This window comes from Clostridium intestinale DSM 6191, from assembly GCF_900130055.1.
Lineage (GTDB): Bacteria > Bacillota > Clostridia > Clostridiales > Clostridiaceae > Clostridium_T > Clostridium_T intestinale.
The window spans coordinates 272,491-290,022 of sequence record NZ_FQXU01000008.1 but is presented as its reverse complement, the minus strand read 5'-3'; the positions used below and the strand labels follow the sequence as shown (position 1 = coordinate 290,022).

At 30.8% G+C, this 17,532-nt stretch carries 17 protein-coding genes and 1 tRNA gene; 10 read left to right on the top strand and 8 right to left on the bottom strand.

Annotation, left to right across the window (positions count from 1 at the left end; translation table 11 throughout):
- Nucleotides 1–2: 2 nt before the first annotated feature.
- From BUA92_RS14195 to BUA92_RS14180, 4 genes are all read left to right on the top strand, one after another.
- A complete protein-coding gene (locus BUA92_RS14195; protein WP_073020487.1) occupies nucleotides 3–980 on the top strand; it encodes an ABC transporter ATP-binding protein in 978 nt (325 codons plus the stop codon).
- Entirely contained in the window at nucleotides 973–1,758 is a 786-nt protein-coding gene (locus BUA92_RS14190; RefSeq protein ID WP_073020485.1) for an ATP-binding cassette domain-containing protein, read from the top strand. The genes BUA92_RS14195 and BUA92_RS14190 overlap by 8 nt, the downstream gene beginning before the upstream one ends.
- A 167-nt stretch (nucleotides 1,759–1,925) precedes the next feature.
- Nucleotides 1,926–3,410 (top strand): leucyl aminopeptidase, encoded by a 1,485-nt coding sequence (locus BUA92_RS14185; protein ID WP_073020483.1) that lies wholly within the window; start codon nucleotides 1,926–1,928, stop codon nucleotides 3,408–3,410.
- Nucleotides 3,411–3,506: 96 nt separating this feature from the next.
- The gene (locus BUA92_RS14180) at nucleotides 3,507–4,451 is read left to right on the top strand and encodes a magnesium transporter CorA family protein (RefSeq protein WP_021804389.1); all 945 of its coding nucleotides are present in this window, start codon (nucleotides 3,507–3,509) and stop codon (nucleotides 4,449–4,451) included.
- Between the two features lie 24 nt (nucleotides 4,452–4,475).
- Here the strand turns inward: BUA92_RS14180 and BUA92_RS14175 are convergent, their stop codons facing one another.
- The gene (locus BUA92_RS14175) at nucleotides 4,476–5,024 is read right to left on the bottom strand and encodes a hypothetical protein (protein WP_073020480.1); all 549 of its coding nucleotides are present in this window, start codon (nucleotides 5,022–5,024) and stop codon (nucleotides 4,476–4,478) included.
- Between the two features lie 152 nt (nucleotides 5,025–5,176).
- Between BUA92_RS14175 and BUA92_RS14170 the strand changes: the two genes are divergently transcribed.
- A complete protein-coding gene (locus BUA92_RS14170; protein WP_073020478.1) occupies nucleotides 5,177–5,968 on the top strand; it encodes a Cof-type HAD-IIB family hydrolase in 792 nt (263 codons plus the stop codon).
- Nucleotides 5,969–6,409: 441 nt separating this feature from the next.
- On the opposite strand, the gene asnS is transcribed toward BUA92_RS14170, so the two are convergent.
- Nucleotides 6,410–7,807 carry an asparagine--tRNA ligase gene (gene asnS, locus BUA92_RS14165; RefSeq protein WP_073020476.1) on the bottom strand — a complete coding sequence of 466 codons (1,398 nt, stop codon included), beginning with the start codon at nucleotides 7,805–7,807 and terminating at the stop codon, nucleotides 6,410–6,412.
- A gap of 174 nt (nucleotides 7,808–7,981) precedes the next feature.
- Between asnS and BUA92_RS23335 the strand changes: the two genes are divergently transcribed.
- Nucleotides 7,982–8,131 carry a hypothetical protein gene (locus BUA92_RS23335; protein ID WP_156337883.1) on the top strand — a complete coding sequence of 50 codons (150 nt, stop codon included), beginning with the start codon at nucleotides 7,982–7,984 and terminating at the stop codon, nucleotides 8,129–8,131.
- 47 nt (nucleotides 8,132–8,178) lie between these two features.
- Here the strand turns inward: BUA92_RS23335 and BUA92_RS14160 are convergent, their stop codons facing one another.
- Nucleotides 8,179–8,877: a metallophosphoesterase family protein gene (locus BUA92_RS14160; RefSeq protein WP_073020474.1), complete on the bottom strand. Its 699-nt coding sequence runs from the start codon at nucleotides 8,875–8,877 to the stop codon at nucleotides 8,179–8,181.
- A gap of 145 nt (nucleotides 8,878–9,022) precedes the next feature.
- Here BUA92_RS14160 and BUA92_RS14155 point away from each other — a divergent pair, with 145 nt between their 5' ends.
- Complete coding sequence (locus BUA92_RS14155) at nucleotides 9,023–10,096, top strand: M24 family metallopeptidase (RefSeq protein WP_073020472.1); 1,074 nt, start codon at nucleotides 9,023–9,025, stop codon at nucleotides 10,094–10,096.
- Between the two features lie 341 nt (nucleotides 10,097–10,437).
- Here the strand turns inward: BUA92_RS14155 and BUA92_RS14150 are convergent.
- The 4 genes from BUA92_RS14150 to BUA92_RS14135 form a co-directional block, all read right to left on the bottom strand.
- Nucleotides 10,438–10,511, bottom strand: a tRNA-Gln gene (locus BUA92_RS14150).
- A gap of 54 nt (nucleotides 10,512–10,565) precedes the next feature.
- On the bottom strand, nucleotides 10,566–11,384 hold the full coding sequence (locus tag BUA92_RS14145; protein ID WP_073020470.1) for a purine-nucleoside phosphorylase: 819 nt from the start codon (nucleotides 11,382–11,384) through the stop codon (nucleotides 10,566–10,568).
- Between the two features lie 15 nt (nucleotides 11,385–11,399).
- Nucleotides 11,400–12,572, bottom strand: a complete 1,173-nt coding sequence (locus BUA92_RS14140) for a phosphopentomutase (RefSeq protein WP_073020468.1) — start codon at nucleotides 12,570–12,572, stop codon at nucleotides 11,400–11,402.
- Nucleotides 12,573–12,648: 76 nt separating this feature from the next.
- Entirely contained in the window at nucleotides 12,649–13,674 is a 1,026-nt protein-coding gene (locus BUA92_RS14135) for a LacI family DNA-binding transcriptional regulator (protein WP_073020466.1), read from the bottom strand.
- Nucleotides 13,675–13,843: 169 nt separating this feature from the next.
- On the opposite strand from BUA92_RS14135, the gene BUA92_RS14130 reads away from it, so the two are divergent.
- Nucleotides 13,844–14,407 carry a YdcF family protein gene (locus BUA92_RS14130; RefSeq protein ID WP_073020464.1) on the top strand — a complete coding sequence of 188 codons (564 nt, stop codon included), beginning with the start codon at nucleotides 13,844–13,846 and terminating at the stop codon, nucleotides 14,405–14,407.
- Nucleotides 14,408–14,448: 41 nt separating this feature from the next.
- Here the strand turns inward: BUA92_RS14130 and murC are convergent, their stop codons facing one another.
- On the bottom strand, nucleotides 14,449–15,825 hold the full coding sequence (murC, locus tag BUA92_RS14125; RefSeq protein ID WP_073020463.1) for a UDP-N-acetylmuramate--L-alanine ligase: 1,377 nt from the start codon (nucleotides 15,823–15,825) through the stop codon (nucleotides 14,449–14,451).
- 347 nt (nucleotides 15,826–16,172) lie between these two features.
- Between murC and purR the strand changes: the two genes are divergently transcribed.
- Entirely contained in the window at nucleotides 16,173–16,994 is an 822-nt protein-coding gene (purR, locus tag BUA92_RS14120; protein ID WP_073020462.1) for a pur operon repressor, read from the top strand.
- Nucleotides 16,995–17,105: 111 nt separating this feature from the next.
- The gene (gene spoVG / locus BUA92_RS14115; protein ID WP_021804406.1) at nucleotides 17,106–17,381 is read left to right on the top strand and encodes a septation regulator SpoVG; all 276 of its coding nucleotides are present in this window, start codon (nucleotides 17,106–17,108) and stop codon (nucleotides 17,379–17,381) included.
- Nucleotides 17,382–17,532 lie beyond the last annotated feature (151 nt).

The following is a 17,532-nucleotide window of genomic DNA, read 5'->3' as shown; positions in this document are numbered from 1 at the left end:
ATATGGAGAATAATTCAGCACTTAATATAAAAGATTTAAAGGTATCCTTTAGAAATAATGGAGGATTTCTTCAAGTAATAAGAGGTGTAGATATAGAACTTAATGAAGGAGAAATACTTGGAATATTAGGAGAATCAGGTAGTGGAAAGACAGTAACTGCTTCTACTATATTAAGGTTAATAGAGGATGATACCTATAGAATAGATTCAGGAAGCATAGTGTTTAATAATAAAGAACTTATTGGGTTAAATGATAAAGAGATGAGAGATATAAGAGGAAAAAAGATATCTTATGTTTTTCAAGACCCAACTGGCGCATTAAATCCTTATAAGAGTATAGGAAAGCAGTTAAAAGAGGTGCTAAAAGTTCATGGAGAAAGTTTTAGTAAGGAGAAAATTATCCAGGGGTTAAAAAAAGTTGGAATTGATAATGGAGAAGTTATCTATAATATGTATCCATGGCAGTTAAGCGGAGGTCTTTGTCAAAGAGTTGTTATAGCCATGAGTACCTTATGTTCTCCAGAAATAATTATTGCAGATGAACCTACGGCAGCTATTGATGCTTCTCTTCAAAAAAAGGTATTAGACTTATTTAAGGATATACACAAAAAGAATAATACCTCTATTATAATAATAACCCATGATTTTGATGTAGTTAAATATACATGTAATAAAGTAGTTATAATGTATGGGGGATTAGTTATGGAAGAAGGAGAAACAGAAGAGGTTTTAAAATCTCCTAAACATCCTTATACTAAGGAATTAATTAAGTGTGTTGAGTCACTAAATAAAAATGATAAAGACTTATACTCTCTTGATGGTAAAGCTCCATCGCCAGAGGAATTTAAGAATCAATGTCCTTTTTATGATAGATGCAAGTATAGAAATGATAAGTGCTTAGAAAAGATACCAGATTTTAAAATAGTAGGGAATAGAAAATTCAGATGTGTTTTAGAGAAGGTTGGTGAAGATTTTGAATAAAGATGTACTTATAGAAGTTAAAAATCTTTCTAAGCATTATGTGGTAAAGAAAAATATTTTCTCTAAAAGCACTGTAATTAAAGCTGTTGATAATATAAGCTTTAATATTAAAAAAGGTGAGGCTTTAGGGTTAATAGGAGAAAGTGGATGTGGAAAAACTACTACAGCTTCTTTAATTCTAAATCTTGTAAGAGCTGATGAAGGAAGTATATTTTATAAAGAAAAAAATCTAATAGACTTAAAAGAATATGAGATGAGAAATTTAAGAAAAGAACTTCAAATAATTTTTCAACATAATCAAGGGGCTTTAGATCCAAAGAGGACAATAGAAGAATTGCTAAAAGAACCACTGAAACTTCATAAAGTTGTTGATAACAGCAAATTGGATCAGGAAGTTAAAAGACTTTTAAATTTAGTAGAAATGGCTGAAAGTACTAAGAAAAAACTTCCCCATGAGTTAAGTGGAGGTCAAAGACAAAGAATAGGTATTGCTAGAGCAATCTCAACAAGGCCAAGCTTCATCGTTTGTGATGAACCTGTTTCTGCCCTAGATGTTTCTATTCAAGGACAAATATTAAATCTATTAATGAATTTAAGAAAAGAATTGAGTCTGACATATCTTTTTATATCTCATGATCTTAAAGTTGTTAAACATATATGTGATAGAATTGGAGTTATGTATAAGGGAAGCTTAATGGAAATTGAGGAAACATCAAAGATTTTAAATTCTCCTAAGGAAGAATATACAAAATCTTTAGTAAGCTCTCAACTTTTATAACTTTATAACTTTTTATAATTATATAACTTTATAAATAAACAGTTATACAAATTTATAACTGTTTATTTTAATTTGGATAGCAATTAGTATTTAATTAAGAAATGTGCTATATTGTAAGTATTAATTGGGGAAAATTATAGAAGTATTAAAAATAACGAGGTGATAAAATGAACATAACATTAAAAGGATTTACCTGCCAAGAAGCAGATTTAGTTATAATACCGCTTTTTGAAGAAAAGGCAGAGGTACATCATGAAGAAACTAATAATTATATACAAAGTATGAAATCTAAAGGTCAATTTAAAGGTGCTAAAGGCGAGATTTTTAGTTTTATTAGAAAAACTAATAGCAGTCTTCAAGATGCTGTTATTGTGGGGCTAGGAAAAGAAAAAGAGCTAAATGAAGAAGTTGTAAGAGTAGCTTTAGCTAGTGGAGTTAAAAAGGCAAAGGAATTAAAATGCAAAAAGATATTTGTAAGATTGCCACTAAATGAGGAAATCAGTCCATATGATACTACTAGAGCAGTAGTAGAAGGTTTAGGATTAGGTTGTTACTCTTTTGATAAATATAAAAGTGACAGCAAAACTGAATGTTTAACATTTTCTATAGGAGGCTCTTTAATAAATGAAGAAAATTCAAGTCAGATTAAAGAAGCTTTAGAAGAAGGGGCGCTTTTAGTTGAAGCTACTATTATCGCTAGAGATTTAGTTAATGAACCATCAAATGTTATATATCCTGAAACTTTAGCAAAGGCTGCTAAAGAGGTTGGAGAAAAGTATGGATTTGAGGTTGAAGTTAAAGAAGAAAAAGAAATAAAAGCTTTAGGTATGGAAGCCTTTTTACAAGTTGCTAAAGCATCAGCAAATAAACCAAGATTAATAGTTATGAGATACTTTGGAAACAAAGAAGATAAGGATAATATATTCGGACTTGTAGGTAAGGGACTAACTTATGATTCAGGCGGATACTCTATTAAACCTAATGATGGTATGGTAACTATGAAATCAGATATGGGTGGTTCAGCCGCTGTTATAGGAGCTTTAGCTGCTATCTCAAAAAGTAAGCTTAAAATAAATGTAGTTGGAGTGGTTGCAGCCTGCGAAAACTTAATATCTGGAGATGCATATAAACCAGGAGAAATAATAGGTTCTATGGCTGGAAAGAAAATTGAGGTATTAAACACAGATGCAGAAGGAAGATTAACTTTAGCTGATGCAGTAACTTATATTATAAGAGAAGAAAAAGCTAAAGAAGTTATAGATTTAGCAACTTTAACTGGAGCTGCTTTAGTAGCATTAGGTGGAACAACTACAGCTGTAATCACTAACAATCAAGAGTTTTATAAAGAGTTAGAAGAGGCATCTAAATACACTGGGGAAAGAGTATGGAACTTACCAAGCTTCCCAGAATATAAGAAGCTTATAAAGTCAGATATAGCTGATTTAAAGAACACTGGTGGAAGAATGGCTGGTACTATAACAGCAGGATTATTTATAGGCGAATTTGTAGAAGATAAACCATGGTTACACATGGATATAGCTGGAACAGCATGGTGTGATTCACCTAGAGAATATTCTCCAAAAGGTGGTACAGGAGAGCCAGTAAGAACAATATATGAATTAATCAAAAGAAGAAGTACAGAGAAAAAATAATTTTTTATAAACATGGTAGCTTTTTTGTAGTTACCATGTTCTTTTTAGTTATTAACTGTTATAATGAATGTGGAAAAAAGAGAGGAGGTAGTTATTATGATAAACATATATAGAACTACTAATGAAACTAATACAACCCTAAGAGCCTTAGAAAATATAGAACCAGGATGCTGGATTAATGTGGTAGCTCCCACGGAGCAAGAAATAATACTATTGGCTAAGAAAACTGGGGTACCTCTTGAATTTTTTAAGGCGCCTCTAGATGATGAGGAGACTTCAAGAATTGATATAATAGATAATAATATTTTAGTTATAGTGGATATACCTTTTACAGAGATGGAAGATAATTCTCTAACCTATGATACTTATCCATTAGGAATAATTCATACAGAAAAAGAAATCATAACAGTTTGTTTAAAGAATTCAAAAATATTAACTGATTTTGCTAAAGGTGATATTAGAAGTTTTTATACCTTTAAAAGATCTAGATTTATACTTCAAATATTAAATAGAATATCAACATATTATTTACTTTACCTAAGACAAATAGATAAAAAGAGTGTAATGGTAGAAAAGAAACTCCATAAATCCATGAAAAATAAAGAACTTATTCAGTTATTATCTTTAGAGAAGTCATTGGTTTACTTCTCAACTTCATTAAAGTCTAATGAAATAACTCTAGAAAAAATGCTTAAGATGCAGATCATGCAGAAGTATCCTGAGGATAATGATGTTTTAGAGGATGTTATTATAGAAAATAAACAGGCAATAGAGATGTCAGGTATATATAGTGATATATTAGCAGGAACCATGGATGCATTTGCATCAGTAATTGCAAACAATCTTAACATAGTTATGAAGGTGTTAGCATCTGTAACAATAGTAATGTCAATACCTAATATGATATCAGGAATATTCGGAATGAACGTAGGGGGGAATCCTCTTCTAGAAAGTCCATATGGTCTTTTATCTGTGGTGTTGTTTATTGTTCTTCTATGCGTAGGTTCAACTTTATACTTAAAGAAAAAAGATATGTTTTAATAAAAAAAGAGGCTTGGCCTCTTTTTATTTTTGTATGTTAAATTGTTTTTCAAGATGTATATATTTATTATTTAAATAATAACCTAAGTAGCCGCCAATAATGCCCAGTATAAATGCAGCTAGTCCACCTAGAATATAAACTATAAAAGTAATCATAGTGTTATGAAATCTAATTGTTAAAGCAGAGGTAACTAATAAGGAAAATACTACAGAGTATAAAGGGTAAAAACCGATACTTATAATTTTTTGCTTATCTTTTCCATATCCCTTAAACATTAAATAACTAGTCAAATCAGTAAAAACTCCAGAAAGAATTATTGCTAAAGTCATTAATGGACTAAATACAGATAGAATAAGGCCTAATACTATAGATAAAGTAGTTAAAGTTCCAATATCACTACATCTAAGAATAAGTAAATATAAAAGAATACTAAAATAAAGCGACATTAGAAGTATCTTGACTATTTGTGAACCACCTAAAAGGTAGCTAACTGAGTAGATAACTCCCCCCCCAACTATGAGTAGAGCTATAGTTATAGCGATTAATGTAAGCTTTTGCGCTTGATTTTTCATTAATACCTCCCAATTAAGAATTATTATTACTTATACTTTAAAGAAATTATTGCTTTATGTCAAAGTATTTATTAAGGAATTTAAGGCTGTATTTAACTATGATATACTTTATAGGTAGAGAAGATTTTAATTATATAAGAGGAGGAGAACTTATGAGAAATAAAATAGCATTTTTTGATATAGATGGAACATTAGTTGAACATAAAGAAAATGTTTTAATAATGCCAGAAAGTACAAAACTAGCTATAAAAAAATTCAGAGAAAAAGGAAATTTAGCTTTTATATGCAGTGGAAGACAGATAAGATTTATAAATGATAAGTTTGGAACAGATATGTTTGATGGTTATATATCTGGAAATGGAACAGAGATATTTTTTAAGGGAGAGAAGGTCTATGGGAGAAATTTATCTCAAGATATGTTAACATCTCTTATGAAATCCTTTGATGAACTAGGGGTTTCTTGTAATTTTGCTGGAGGACATAAAGGCTATTCCTATAAGATGGATAGAAGAAGAATTGATAGATATAATTCACAATTCCCAGGAGAAGCATACATTTTAGAAGAGTGGAAGGTAGAAGATGTAGAAGCAAGTTCTTTAGATATATTTTATAAGGATGATTCAGTATTAGAAAAATGCCGTGAATATTTTAAGGACATGCTAATCTTCAATGCTCATGGAGCTGATATGTCAGCAGACGTATCTCTTAAGGACTGGGGAAAAGCTGAAGCTATAGAGTATATAACCAAACATTTAGAAATACCTATGGAAAACACCTATGCCTTTGGAGATGGACATAATGACGTAGAGATGATAAAGAAGGTAAACACAGGAATAGCAATGGGAAATGCAGTAGAAGAACTTAAGGAAGTAGCTGACTACATAACTTCAAATATATTTGATGATGGAATTTATAATGCTATGAAGGCTTTTGAGTTAATATAGCAAATAGTATATAAGCACTGAGTTATTAAATGGCATCAGTGCTATTTTTTATCCATAAATTTATTGGAGAGTTGTCCTATAGAACTTCATTAGAATCCTGCTATACTTTAGGCTGTAAAGTCTACTAACTGTATAGTGGAACAACCATAAAGTGGAATAGCCGTAAAGACGACTAACCGTATAGTAGACTAACCATAAAGTGGAATAGCCATAAAGTAGAAAAACCATACACTACTATTCTGTAGAAGCGTTTCACAGCTTCATCAAATCCTTTTAGCTACTATTCTGTAGAAGTTGTAATAAATGAAGTAAAAAAAGAGAAATAGCTAAAATATAAAGCTATTTCTCTTTTTATTTTCAGGTTGTGTTATTTTACTAAAATTTAAAGATAGATTAATTACATATATCCTTAAAATAAGCCGCTTCTAAGGCATTATACTATTAAAAGTCAGCTTGCCCTGTAGTTCTTGGGAATGGTATTACGTCTCTTATGTTAGACATTCCTGTTATATACATTATAAGTCTTTCGAAACCTAAACCAAATCCAGCATGAGGAGTTTCTCCGTATTTTCTAAGTTCTAAATACCACCAGTAATCTTCCTCGTGTAAATTAAGTTCAGACATTCTTTTCTTAAGAGCTTCTAATCTTTCTTCTCTTTGAGAACCACCTATTATTTCTCCGATTCCAGGAACTAAACAGTCCATAGCTGCAACAGTTTTTCCATCATCATTAAGTCTCATGTAGAAGGCTTTTATTTCCTTAGGATAATCTGTTACAAATACAGGTCTCTTGAAGATTTCTTCAGTTAAATATCTTTCATGTTCAGTTTGAAGATCTATTCCCCACTTAACTGGGTATTCAAATTTCTTATCAGATTTTTGTAGTAATTCCACAGCTTCTGTGTAAGTTACTTTTCCAAAATCAGAATTTACAACATGATTTAATCTTTCTAATAAACCTTTATCTATAAATTGATTAAAGAATTCAATTTCTTCTGGACATTCATTCATTACGTAGCTAATAACATACTTAAGCATATCTTCAGCAAGTTCCATATCATCTTTAAGGTCTGCAAAAGATATTTCTGGTTCAATCATCCAGAACTCTGCTGCATGTCTTGCAGTGTTAGAGTTTTCTGCTCTGAAAGTTGGTCCAAAGGTATATATATTTCTAAAAGCTAAAGCATAAGCTTCGCCATTTAATTGACCTGATACTGTAAGATTAGATTCTTTTCCGAAGAAGTCATCAGAGTAATCTATTTTACCTTCTTCTGTCTTAGGGATGTTATGTAAATCTAAAGTAGTAACTTTAAACATTTCTCCAGCACCTTCAGCATCAGAACCAGTTATTATTGGAGTGTGAGTGTATACAAAGTTTCTTTCTTGGAAGAACTTGTGTATAGCATAAGCTGCTACAGAACGAACTCTAAATACAGCCGAAAAAGCATTACTTCTAGGTCTTAAATGAGCTATAGTTCTTAGGTACTCAAACGTGTGTCTTTTCTTTTGTAGTGGATAATCAGAAGAACTCATACCCTCAATCGTTATCACTTCAGCTTGAATTTCAAAAGGTTGTTTAGCTTCTGGTGTTTCTATTAAGGTACCGGTAACGGATATTGATGAACTTATAGGTAGTTTTGCTATTTCTTTAAAGTTCTCAAGTTTAGTAGCATCTAAAACTACTTGTAAGTTTTTAAAAAAAGAACCATCATTAAGTTCAATAAAGCCAAATGCATTAGAAGATCTAAGGGTTCTTACCCATCCACTTACTGTAACTTGCTTGTTAATAAATTCATGTGAATCTCTATATAAAGATTTCACTAAAACATCTTTATTCATAAGGAACCTCCTTAATATTTTAAAATAAAAAAAGCCTTCATCAAAAATGATGAAAGAATAATTTCCAAATTATAATAAACTCATAATGATTCTACCTCAAAAATTTAATATTTGCAAACATTATCTCATAATAATGTATATGGACATACAGTTATTTTAAGGAGGGAGAGGATATTGACGAATCAAGATATTGTACAGGAGTTATTAAAGGAAGTAGAACTTATAAAAGCAATGCTAATGGTTGCTCCTGATTCTAGGGAAGTAATCATGGAGTTATTAGAAATGAGATTAAATGATCTTGAAGAAATGAAGAATAAAATATAGATAAAAAATAGAGAATTGATATAAGGTATCAATTCTCTATAATCCATTTATTCATTTCCAGTTTCAAAAGTATATATAAGCTGAGAAGGGAATTTTAATATTTCCATATCTTTAATAATACGCTTATATTCATAAGAAACTTCTTTAAACTTTACTGTAGGTTTACTGCCATTTTCAAGTTCAAGTATTGCATAAGTTGCATTAGGATTGCCTATTTTAGGTTTTCCAACAGAACCACCATTTATAAATAACTTATCTCCAAACTCTTTATAGGATGGGATGTGAGTATGAGCACACACTAGAATGTCTCCATCAAAAGTTTCCATAATCTCTTTGGTGTTTTCACCATCTTGTAATAGATATTCATTTATTTTTCTTGGACTTCCATGTACAAAAGTTATTTTCTTGCCTTCAAATTCCATACTCATAGATAAAGGTAGATTATTTAAATAGTGCCTATTGGAGGCCCTAAGTTCATCTACAGTCCAAGGAAGTGAAAATGAATTTATTGAGGTGTTTCTTATATAACTATATTCATTGTCTACTACAGAAGCATCATAGTTTCCTTTTAGACAAGGAATCCTTTTTCTTTTCATTAAAGCTATAACCTCGTTAGGATGAGGACCATACCCCACAAGATCTCCTAAACACATTATAAAATCTATATTTTCGCTATCAATTTCTTCTAAAACTTTCATTAGTGCATAAATATTCCCATGTATATCGGATATAACTGCCATTCTCATTTATATTAATCCTCCTAATCTAGCTAATAATATTATTATAACACCCAGTCAGGTTTATAATGACAAAATATTATGTGTTTTTGATTTTTATTTCATGTAGTAGTAATATGGAAACATCAGAGAAAATAATTAAGGAGGAAAGTCCATGAAAGATAGTAGATTAAAAAAGATTCTTATGGAGATGAGTGCTGAAGGATTAGAACAGATGGTAATTTCATCACCAGCAGCAATATTTTATTTAACTGGTAAGTGGTTTGAACCAGGGGAAAGAATGATTGCTCTTTACGTTAGTACAAAATCATCACCTAAACTTATTATAAATGAATTGTTTCCAGTTAATGAGGATTTAGGTTTAGATATAGTTTGGTATAAGGATGTAGAAAATCCTGTACTTTTATTAAGTAAATTTATCAACAAAAATAGCGCAGTTGGAATAGATAAAAATTGGCCAGCTCATTTTTTAATTAAGCTTATGGAACTAGGTGGAGGTAAAGCATTTGTTAATGGCTCCTTAATCATAGATAAGGCTAGAGCAGTTAAGGACTTAGAAGAAATTGAATTAATGAGAAAAGCAAGTGAATTAAATGATAGAGCTATGAAAGAAATATGGAGAAGTGTTGGTGAAGTAAAAACAGAAAAAGAGATGTGCAGTCTTTTAGGAGAACTTTATGAAAAAGAAGGTGCAGATGGATTTTCATTTTCTCCAATTATAGCTTATGGAGCTAATGCTGCTGATCCGCATCATGAACCAGATAGATCCTTTTTAAAGAAGGGTGAAGGTGTTGTTATAGATATAGGATGTCTGTATAACCACTATTGCTCTGACATGACTAGAACAGTATTTTATGGAGAACCAAGCGTTAAGGGAAGAGAAGTATATAACATAGTAAAAGAGGCAAATGAAAAAGGAATAAAGGCTGTAAAGCCAGGAGCACTTTTCAGTGAGGTAGACAGAGGTGCTAGAAGCACAATTGAATCTTATGGATATGGACAATATTTTACCCATAGAACAGGGCACTCAATAGGGATAGAAGTTCATGATTACGGTGATGTTAGCTCCGTAAACAATGATAAGCTACAAGTAGGAAATGTATTTTCAGTAGAACCAGGTATATATTTATCTGGAGATGTAGGCGTGAGAATAGAAGATTTGGTTTTAGTAACTGAAAATGGAGTAGAAGTTTTAAATAAGGTTACTAAGGAACTCGTGGTTTTATAAACCTCTGTGCCGTAGAGATTAACAGGATTAGATTGACACTGAAGAAGAAAAGTTTCTACAGAGCAGTAGTTAAAAGGAATTTAATAAAGCTGAGGAACGCTTCTATAGAATAGTAGTGCACCTTATTGCTGTAAAGGCTTCTTCTCAAGCCTCATTAAAGTCATTCTTCTTAAAAAGTTAAAAAGTTAAAAAGTTAAAAAGTTAAAAAGTTAAAAAGTTAAAAAGTTAAAAAGTTAAAAATTCCTATGTAAAAATACGGCGTCTCATAAATGAGACGCCAGTATTTTTACCTATAAATCTAGAAAACAAAAAGCTACTACAAAATTGTAATAGCTTATAATTGGCTGCCAGAGTAGGATTCGAACCCACACGTGCAGAGTCAGAGTCTGCTGTCCTACCCTTAGACGATCTGGCATTAAATTTCCACATAAAAATATTATAAATTCATATGTGGAAAATTGCAAATGTTTTAAATAGTTTTTATTATATTATTCATTAAAGTTATAAATTTACTTTTTACATTTTCAGATGTTTCCATAACTTCCTCATGACTTAATGGTTGATCTAATATACCAGCAGCCATATTTGTCATACATGATATTCCTAAAACCTTCATACCTTGATGTTTGGCAACTATAACTTCAGGAGCTGTTGACATTCCAGCAGCATCTCCACCAATTATTCTAATCATTCTAATCTCAGCAGGAGTTTCATAAGTTGGACCGCTCATCATGCAATAAACGCCTTCTTTAAGATCTATTCCTAAGTCAGTAGCTATTTGTTTAACTGTATTTCTTAAGTCTACATCGTAGGCAGAAGACATATCTGGGAATCTAGTTCCGAAATCTGTAAGATTTCTTCCTATTAAAGGATTATCTCCAGAAAGATTAATGTGATCTGTGATTAACATCAAATCTCCAGGAGTAAATGATGTATTAACAGCACCAGCAGCATTTGTAACAATTAATTTTTTTACTGATAATAAATGCATTACTCTCACTGGAAAAGTAACATCGTGCATCTTATAACCTTCATAAAAGTGGAATCTTCCTTGCATAGCTAATACGTCTTTACCTTGAAGTTTTCCTATTACTAATCTTCCAGCATGACCTTCTACTGTTGAAACAGGAAAGTGAGGTATATCATTATAGTCATAGTATTCAGCATCTTCTATATCGTCAGCTATTGCACCGAGTCCTGAACCAAGAATAAGACCAATTTCAGGTTTATATTTACTTTTTGATAATATATATTCAGCGGCTTCCTTTATTCTTAAATCTAAATCCATCTTAACATCTCCCTATTATTTTAAAATTTCACCAAGGAAACTATCCCCGTTTATTATTGTTTCACTATTAAAGATATCACAAATAGTTTGCCCCATATTGAAGAATCCTACTTTAGTTCCTAAATTATAGCCTTTTTTAAGTGGTTCTCCATAAGCTAAGAAAGGTACATATTCTCTGGTGTGGTCTGTTCCAGGATATGTTGGGTCACATCCATGGTCTGCTGTTATAAATAGTATATCATCAGATTCCATGTTTTGCATGATTTCCTTAAGTCTAACATCGAAATCTTCTAGACCTTTACCATAAGACTTAGGGTCATTTCTATGTCCCCATTTCATATCAAAATCAACTAAGTTAGTGAAAATAAGACCCTCTTTTTCAGTTTTCATATAATCAAGGGTTTTATCTACGCCATCCATATTGTCTTTGGTATGAACAGCAGAGTAGATACCTTTACCAGAGAAGATATCTTCAATTTTACCTACAGCCATTACTTTAACGCCAGCTTCTTGTAACTTATCTAAAGCAGTAGCATGAGGTGGTAGTAGGGCATAGTCTTTCCTGTTTGAAGTTCTGATAAAGTTTCCAGGTTCGCCTAGATATGGTCTAGCAATAACACGAGCTACAGCATTATCACCAGTAAGCATTTCTCTAGCGATTTCACAATATTTATATAGTTCCTCAATAGGAATTATATCTTCATGAGCAGCTATTTGAAAAACAGAGTCAGCAGAAGTATAAACTATTAGTGAGCCAGTTTTTAATTGCTCTTCTCCTAATTCATCTAATATTTCTGTACCAGAAGCAGGTTTATTACCTATTACTTTTCTACCTGTTTTTTCTTCAAATTCTTTAATGATTTCAGCTGGAAATCCATTTGGATAAGTAGGTAGTGGGATTTCAGATTTTACTCCAACCATTTCCCAATGACCTGTTACAGTATCTTTACCATTAGATGCTTCATAGAATTTACCATAGCAGCCTAAAGGATTACTAATTTTATTTATATTTTGTATTCCTTCAATTAAGCCTAGTCCTATAGATTCCATGTTAGGAAGTTTTAAACCACCATTAAATTTAGCAACATGACCTATGGTATCTGCACCTACATCTCCGTATTTATCAGCATCTGGAAGTGCTCCCATTCCTACGCTGTCTAGGATTATTAGAATAACTCTTTTTATCATAAAATACCTCCGTAAGTTTTTATTTTTTTTATGGAAACGCTTTACTGTTTTTCTAAAAAGAAAAGAGAATAAATCTCTATTTTTTTATTAGCTTCTCTGATCCTTTTAAAATTAAAGTGGGTGTTAGAGTGATTTTTTTCTCTTCTTTGTTATTATATTCAGAATTTAGAAATTCTAATAGTAAACTCATACCAATTTCACCTAATTCAGTGCTTGGCCCATCTACATAACTAATATTTAACCCCAATATATTAAAAATATCAACTTTATCAAAAGCAATTAAAGAAATATCTTCAGGGGTTTTAAGATTATGTTCCGACAAGGCTTTAAGAGCACCTACTGTCATTTGATTTGATGAAGTGAATATAGCTGTAGGTTTATCTTTCATTGAAAGTATGTCTTTAGTTAAATTATAACCAGATTCTAGGCTATAGTCACCATATAATATGTAATTTTTGTTTATGGAGATATTGTTTTCTAAAAGTGCTCTTTCATAACCTTCAAGTCTTTCTTGAGCTGTTTTAGAATTCATTCTACCTGTAATTATGGCTATTTTTTTGTGATGTTCTCTAATTAAAGCATTTACAGCATCGTAGCTTCCTTGAATGTTGTCCACAAATATGCCGCTAAAGTTAGAATATTTTAAATGACCATCTATTAAAACTACTGGAATTCCTAAGTTTTCTAGATTTTTAATGCATTCAGCATTTCTATCATCTTCAGAAGAAGTTGGTGTAATTAATATTCCTCTAATTCTATGTTCTCTAAGGGCTTGAATGCTTTTAATTTCTCTCTCTACTGATTCATGAGAATCCCATAAAAGTATATTTAATCCGTGCTCTTCTGCCACTTTTGTAATTCCACGTATCATCTCGCCATAAAAGGGATTAGTGATATCAGGAACAATTACTCCTATAGTATTAGTTTGTTTTTTTGATAAACTTCTAGCTATAGCAGATGGTGTATAGTTGTAATCTTTAATGGCTTTAAGTATTTTTTCTTTCGTTTCCTCTTTTACATATCCAGAATTGTTCAAAACTCTTGATACGGTAGCTAAAGAAACTCCTGCTGCCTTAGCTATATCACTAATTGTTGCTGCCATCTAAACTCCTCCTAAGTTTTGACCATGGAAAAATGGTTTTATTTTAAATTCAATTTACAATAGTTCTATATAAAAATCAATAGATATTATGATATTCCTTAAAAATTAAGTATAATTAAATGGTAACAATTAACCAGCATAAAAAATAATATTTACTGAGGAGAACTTTATGAGGAAGAGAATTTTTAAAATGATTGGATCTTTAATAGTTCTATTGATTTTAACTGAAACCTTTATATTCTCAACAGACTATTTTAATAAACCACAAAAAAGCGATGCTATTATAGTTTTAGGTTGCAAAGTTAATGGAGAAAATCCTACTAGATTTTTATATGAAAGAACTATGTTAGCAAGTAGGCTTTATAAAGAGGGATACTCAGAGTATATAATCCTTTCTGGTGGTAAAGGTGAAGGTGAGAATATATCAGAAGCTGAATGTATGAGAAGAATACTTATAAATGAAGGAATAGATGATGAAAAACTTATATTAGAAGATAAATCTACAAATACTTATGAAAATTTGGTTAATTCAAAGAAGATAATAGAGGATAAAAATTTTAAAGATGTTCTTATTGTATCTAACAAGTTCCATCTTAGAAGAGCAAAGTTAATTAGTGATAAATTAGGTTTGAAAGCAAGTTTCTCAGGGATTTTTGTAAAAGATAAGTGGTATACTGAAATTTATGGTGGATTGAGAGAAATATTAGGGTTAATGAAAGATATTTTTAAATAATAAAACAGCTGTATGAAAACAGCTGTTTTATTATTTAAGGGTTATTCATTTAAAAACATTTCTCCAACTTGAACTACATCTCCTGCACCTACAGTTAAAAGAAGATCTTTATCTTTTACTATAGTTTTAACATAATCTAAAGCTTCTTTATGAGAAGATACATTGGTACACTTTATACCTTTTTCTCTTAAAGCATCACCTAGGATTTTAGAACTTATTTCTCCTAGATCTTTTTCTCTAGCAGCATAGATGTCCATTAATATTACTTCGTCAGCATGGTCGAAGCATTCTGTGAATTCCTTAAATAATGTTTTTGTTCTAGTATAAGTATGTGGTTGGAAAACACAGTAGGTTTTATTATGAGGAATTTTAGTTGCTGTACTTAAGGTAGCTTGTATTTCTACTGGGTGATGAGCATAGTCATCTATTACAGTAACTCCATTTTTAACGCCTTTATATTCAAATCTTTTATGAGCACCCCCAAAAGCTTTTAAACCATTTATGATTGCATCATCTGATAAGTTAAATATTAGACCTACAGCTACGGTTGAAAGGGCATTTAACACATTGTGTCTCCCAGGAACACTTAAAGATAAAGTGAATAATTTAGTATCATTTTTATAAACATCAAATGTTCCACAGCCTTTATTATCATAGCTGATGTTTTTAGCTAAAATATCTCCATTGTCAATTCCATAACCTATAACATTACATTCAGCTTTAGACATTGCCTTATTTACTCTCTCATCATCTGCATTACCAATTATATAACCGTCGTTTGGTATAATATCTATAAATTTTTCGAAAGTTTCTTGAATGTGATTTATATCTCTATAGTAATCTAAATGATCAGCATCAATATTCAATATTATTCCTATAAAAGGATAAAAACTTAAAAATGATTCCTTGTATTCACATGCTTCTGTGATGAAGTATTCGGAATTTCCCACTTTATAATTACCATTTATGATGTCCAATTCTCCGCCGACTAAAATTGTTGGATCCAAGTTACCTTCTAATGTAATGTGAGATATCATAGATGTAGTTGTAGTCTTACCGTGTGTTCCAGCTACAGCTACATTATATTTATGACCATTCATTATATGCCCTAAGAACTCAGCTCTATCCATTAAAGGTATATTTTTTGATATGCTCTCTAGTAATTCAGGGTTATCCTTTGGGATAGCAGCTGTATAAACAACTAGGTCAGCATCTTTAATGTTATCACTATTGTGGCCTATGTATACTTCTGCGCCTTTACTCTTTAATGACTCAGTTATCTTAGATGCTTTTGCATCAGAACCAGATACTCTATATCCTCCGTTTAAAAGTACTGCAGCTAAACCACTCATACTTATTCCGCCTATACCTATAAAATGCACTTTCATATGCTTATCCTTTAAAAAATCAAAAGACACTAATATCAACTCCTTTTGTTAACTACATTATTTAATTATATACATTTTTACAGAATTGAACACACCTTTACATGTATTTATATGCAAAATCAATGAAAAAAGTTCGTCTCTGTTTCGTAAGAGTGTTCTTTTTCGTTATTTGGAATAAATTCTTATATGAGAAAGTATTAACATATACCTATGAAAAATAATCACATTAAAAGAAATTTTATATAAATTATGAAATATCCATAATAATTGATTAAATTGTATTGATTAAGGTTATAATATGGAATAAAATATGAATATTAAGAGTGTTTAAGAGAGAGAAAATTCGTTAATTATATTAAAAATTGTAGGTGATTAGAGTGGAAAAATTAAGTAGAAATAGTAGAGTTGTAGCTATTACTAAATCGTTAATAGAAAATCCTAATAAAGTGATAGGACTTAATAAATTTTCGGATTTATTAAATGCTGCTAAGTCGACTATTAGTGAAGATATAGTAATAGTTAGAGAAGTTTTAGAAAAGTTACACATGGGTAGAGTTGAGACTATTTCAGGAGCAGCTGGTGGAATAAGATTTATAAATGGAATCAGTGAAGAAAATAAGGACAACTTCGGAGAACAATTATGTGAACTTTTAAGAGATCCATCTAGAATTGTTCCAGGGAATTTTATATACATGACAGATCTTATGTATAATCCACAGATTATAGGTAAGGCAGGGGTTATATTATCAGAGTATTTAGGAAAAGAAAAAGTTGATTATGTTGTGACTGTTGAAACTAAGGGGATTCCTTTAGCATATGAAGTTGCTAAAAATTTAGGCGTTGAATTAGTAATAGCTAGAAGAGATAACAATAAAGTCACAGAAGGACCAACAGTTACCATAAATTATGTTTCTGGAAGCAGTGGCAAAATTCAACAAATGTCTCTTTCTAAAAAGTCGTTAAAGAAAGAAAGTAGATGTATTTTTGTAGACGATTTTCTAAAAGGTGGAGGAACTGCAAAAGGAATTAATGATTTGCTTAAGGAGTTTGACTGTGAGCTTGTTGGTATTGGGGTACTAGTTGATCATATTGGTGCTGAAACAAAGCTTGTAGAAAACTATTATTCGATTATAGATTTAAAAAATGTAGACAAAAATGGCGTGGTTGATCTACAACCCTCGACTAATAAAAATATATAAATAGAAAAATTAAAATTAAAGTTAAAAAAATATTAAATTTTCTACAAAAAAGAGGATTTTACTAACTTTTATAGAATATTAACTACAATAAACAACTGGAGGTGTAGTGAAGTGCAAATCACAGACGTAAGAATAAGAAAAATAGCTGCTGAAGGCAAAATGAAAGCTATAGTTTCTGTGACCTTTGATAATGAGTTTGTTGTACATGACATTAAAGTTATTGAAGGCCAAAATGGTCTATTTATTGCAATGCCTAGTAGAAAGACTCCGGATGGAGAATTTAAGGATATAGCGCATCCAATAAATACAGATACCAGAGAAAAGATCCAAAACGCTATTTTAGATGAATATGAAAAAGCTAAAGTAGAAGAAATCGTAGAGGAATAATTACGTGTAAAAAAGGAGGCAGTGCTTCCTTTTTTTACTGTGTGGTTTGTTATTGAAAATTCAGAAAATTAGGGATAATTCTAATTATATTTATTAGGTTGAAATAGTAGTTTTAATACCCTATAATGTAATAGATGCATTTAGAAATTAT

Bases quoted from the DNA above. Each gene is read 5' to 3' on its own strand.
- BUA92_RS14185 (WP_073020483.1), top strand. From the start codon at position 1,926: ATGAACATAACATTAAAAGGATTTACCTGCCAAGAAGCAGATTTAGTT.
- BUA92_RS14155 (WP_073020472.1), top strand. From the start codon at position 9,023: ATGAAAGATAGTAGATTAAAAAAGATTCTTATGGAGATGAGTGCTGAA.
- BUA92_RS14180 (WP_021804389.1), top strand. From the start codon at position 3,507: ATGATAAACATATATAGAACTACTAATGAAACTAATACAACCCTAAGA.
- BUA92_RS14175 (WP_073020480.1), bottom strand. From the start codon at position 5,024: ATGAAAAATCAAGCGCAAAAGCTTACATTAATCGCTATAACTATAGCT.
- BUA92_RS14130 (WP_073020464.1), top strand. From the start codon at position 13,844: ATGAGGAAGAGAATTTTTAAAATGATTGGATCTTTAATAGTTCTATTG.
- asnS (WP_073020476.1), bottom strand. From the start codon at position 7,807: ATGAATAAAGATGTTTTAGTGAAATCTTTATATAGAGATTCACATGAA.
- BUA92_RS14195 (WP_073020487.1), top strand. From the start codon at position 3: ATGGAGAATAATTCAGCACTTAATATAAAAGATTTAAAGGTATCCTTT.
- BUA92_RS14145 (WP_073020470.1), bottom strand. From the start codon at position 11,384: ATGGATTTAGATTTAAGAATAAAGGAAGCCGCTGAATATATATTATCA.
- BUA92_RS14135 (WP_073020466.1), bottom strand. From the start codon at position 13,674: ATGGCAGCAACAATTAGTGATATAGCTAAGGCAGCAGGAGTTTCTTTA.
- BUA92_RS14160 (WP_073020474.1), bottom strand. From the start codon at position 8,877: ATGAGAATGGCAGTTATATCCGATATACATGGGAATATTTATGCACTA.
- BUA92_RS14170 (WP_073020478.1), top strand. From the start codon at position 5,177: ATGAGAAATAAAATAGCATTTTTTGATATAGATGGAACATTAGTTGAA.
- BUA92_RS14140 (WP_073020468.1), bottom strand. From the start codon at position 12,572: ATGATAAAAAGAGTTATTCTAATAATCCTAGACAGCGTAGGAATGGGA.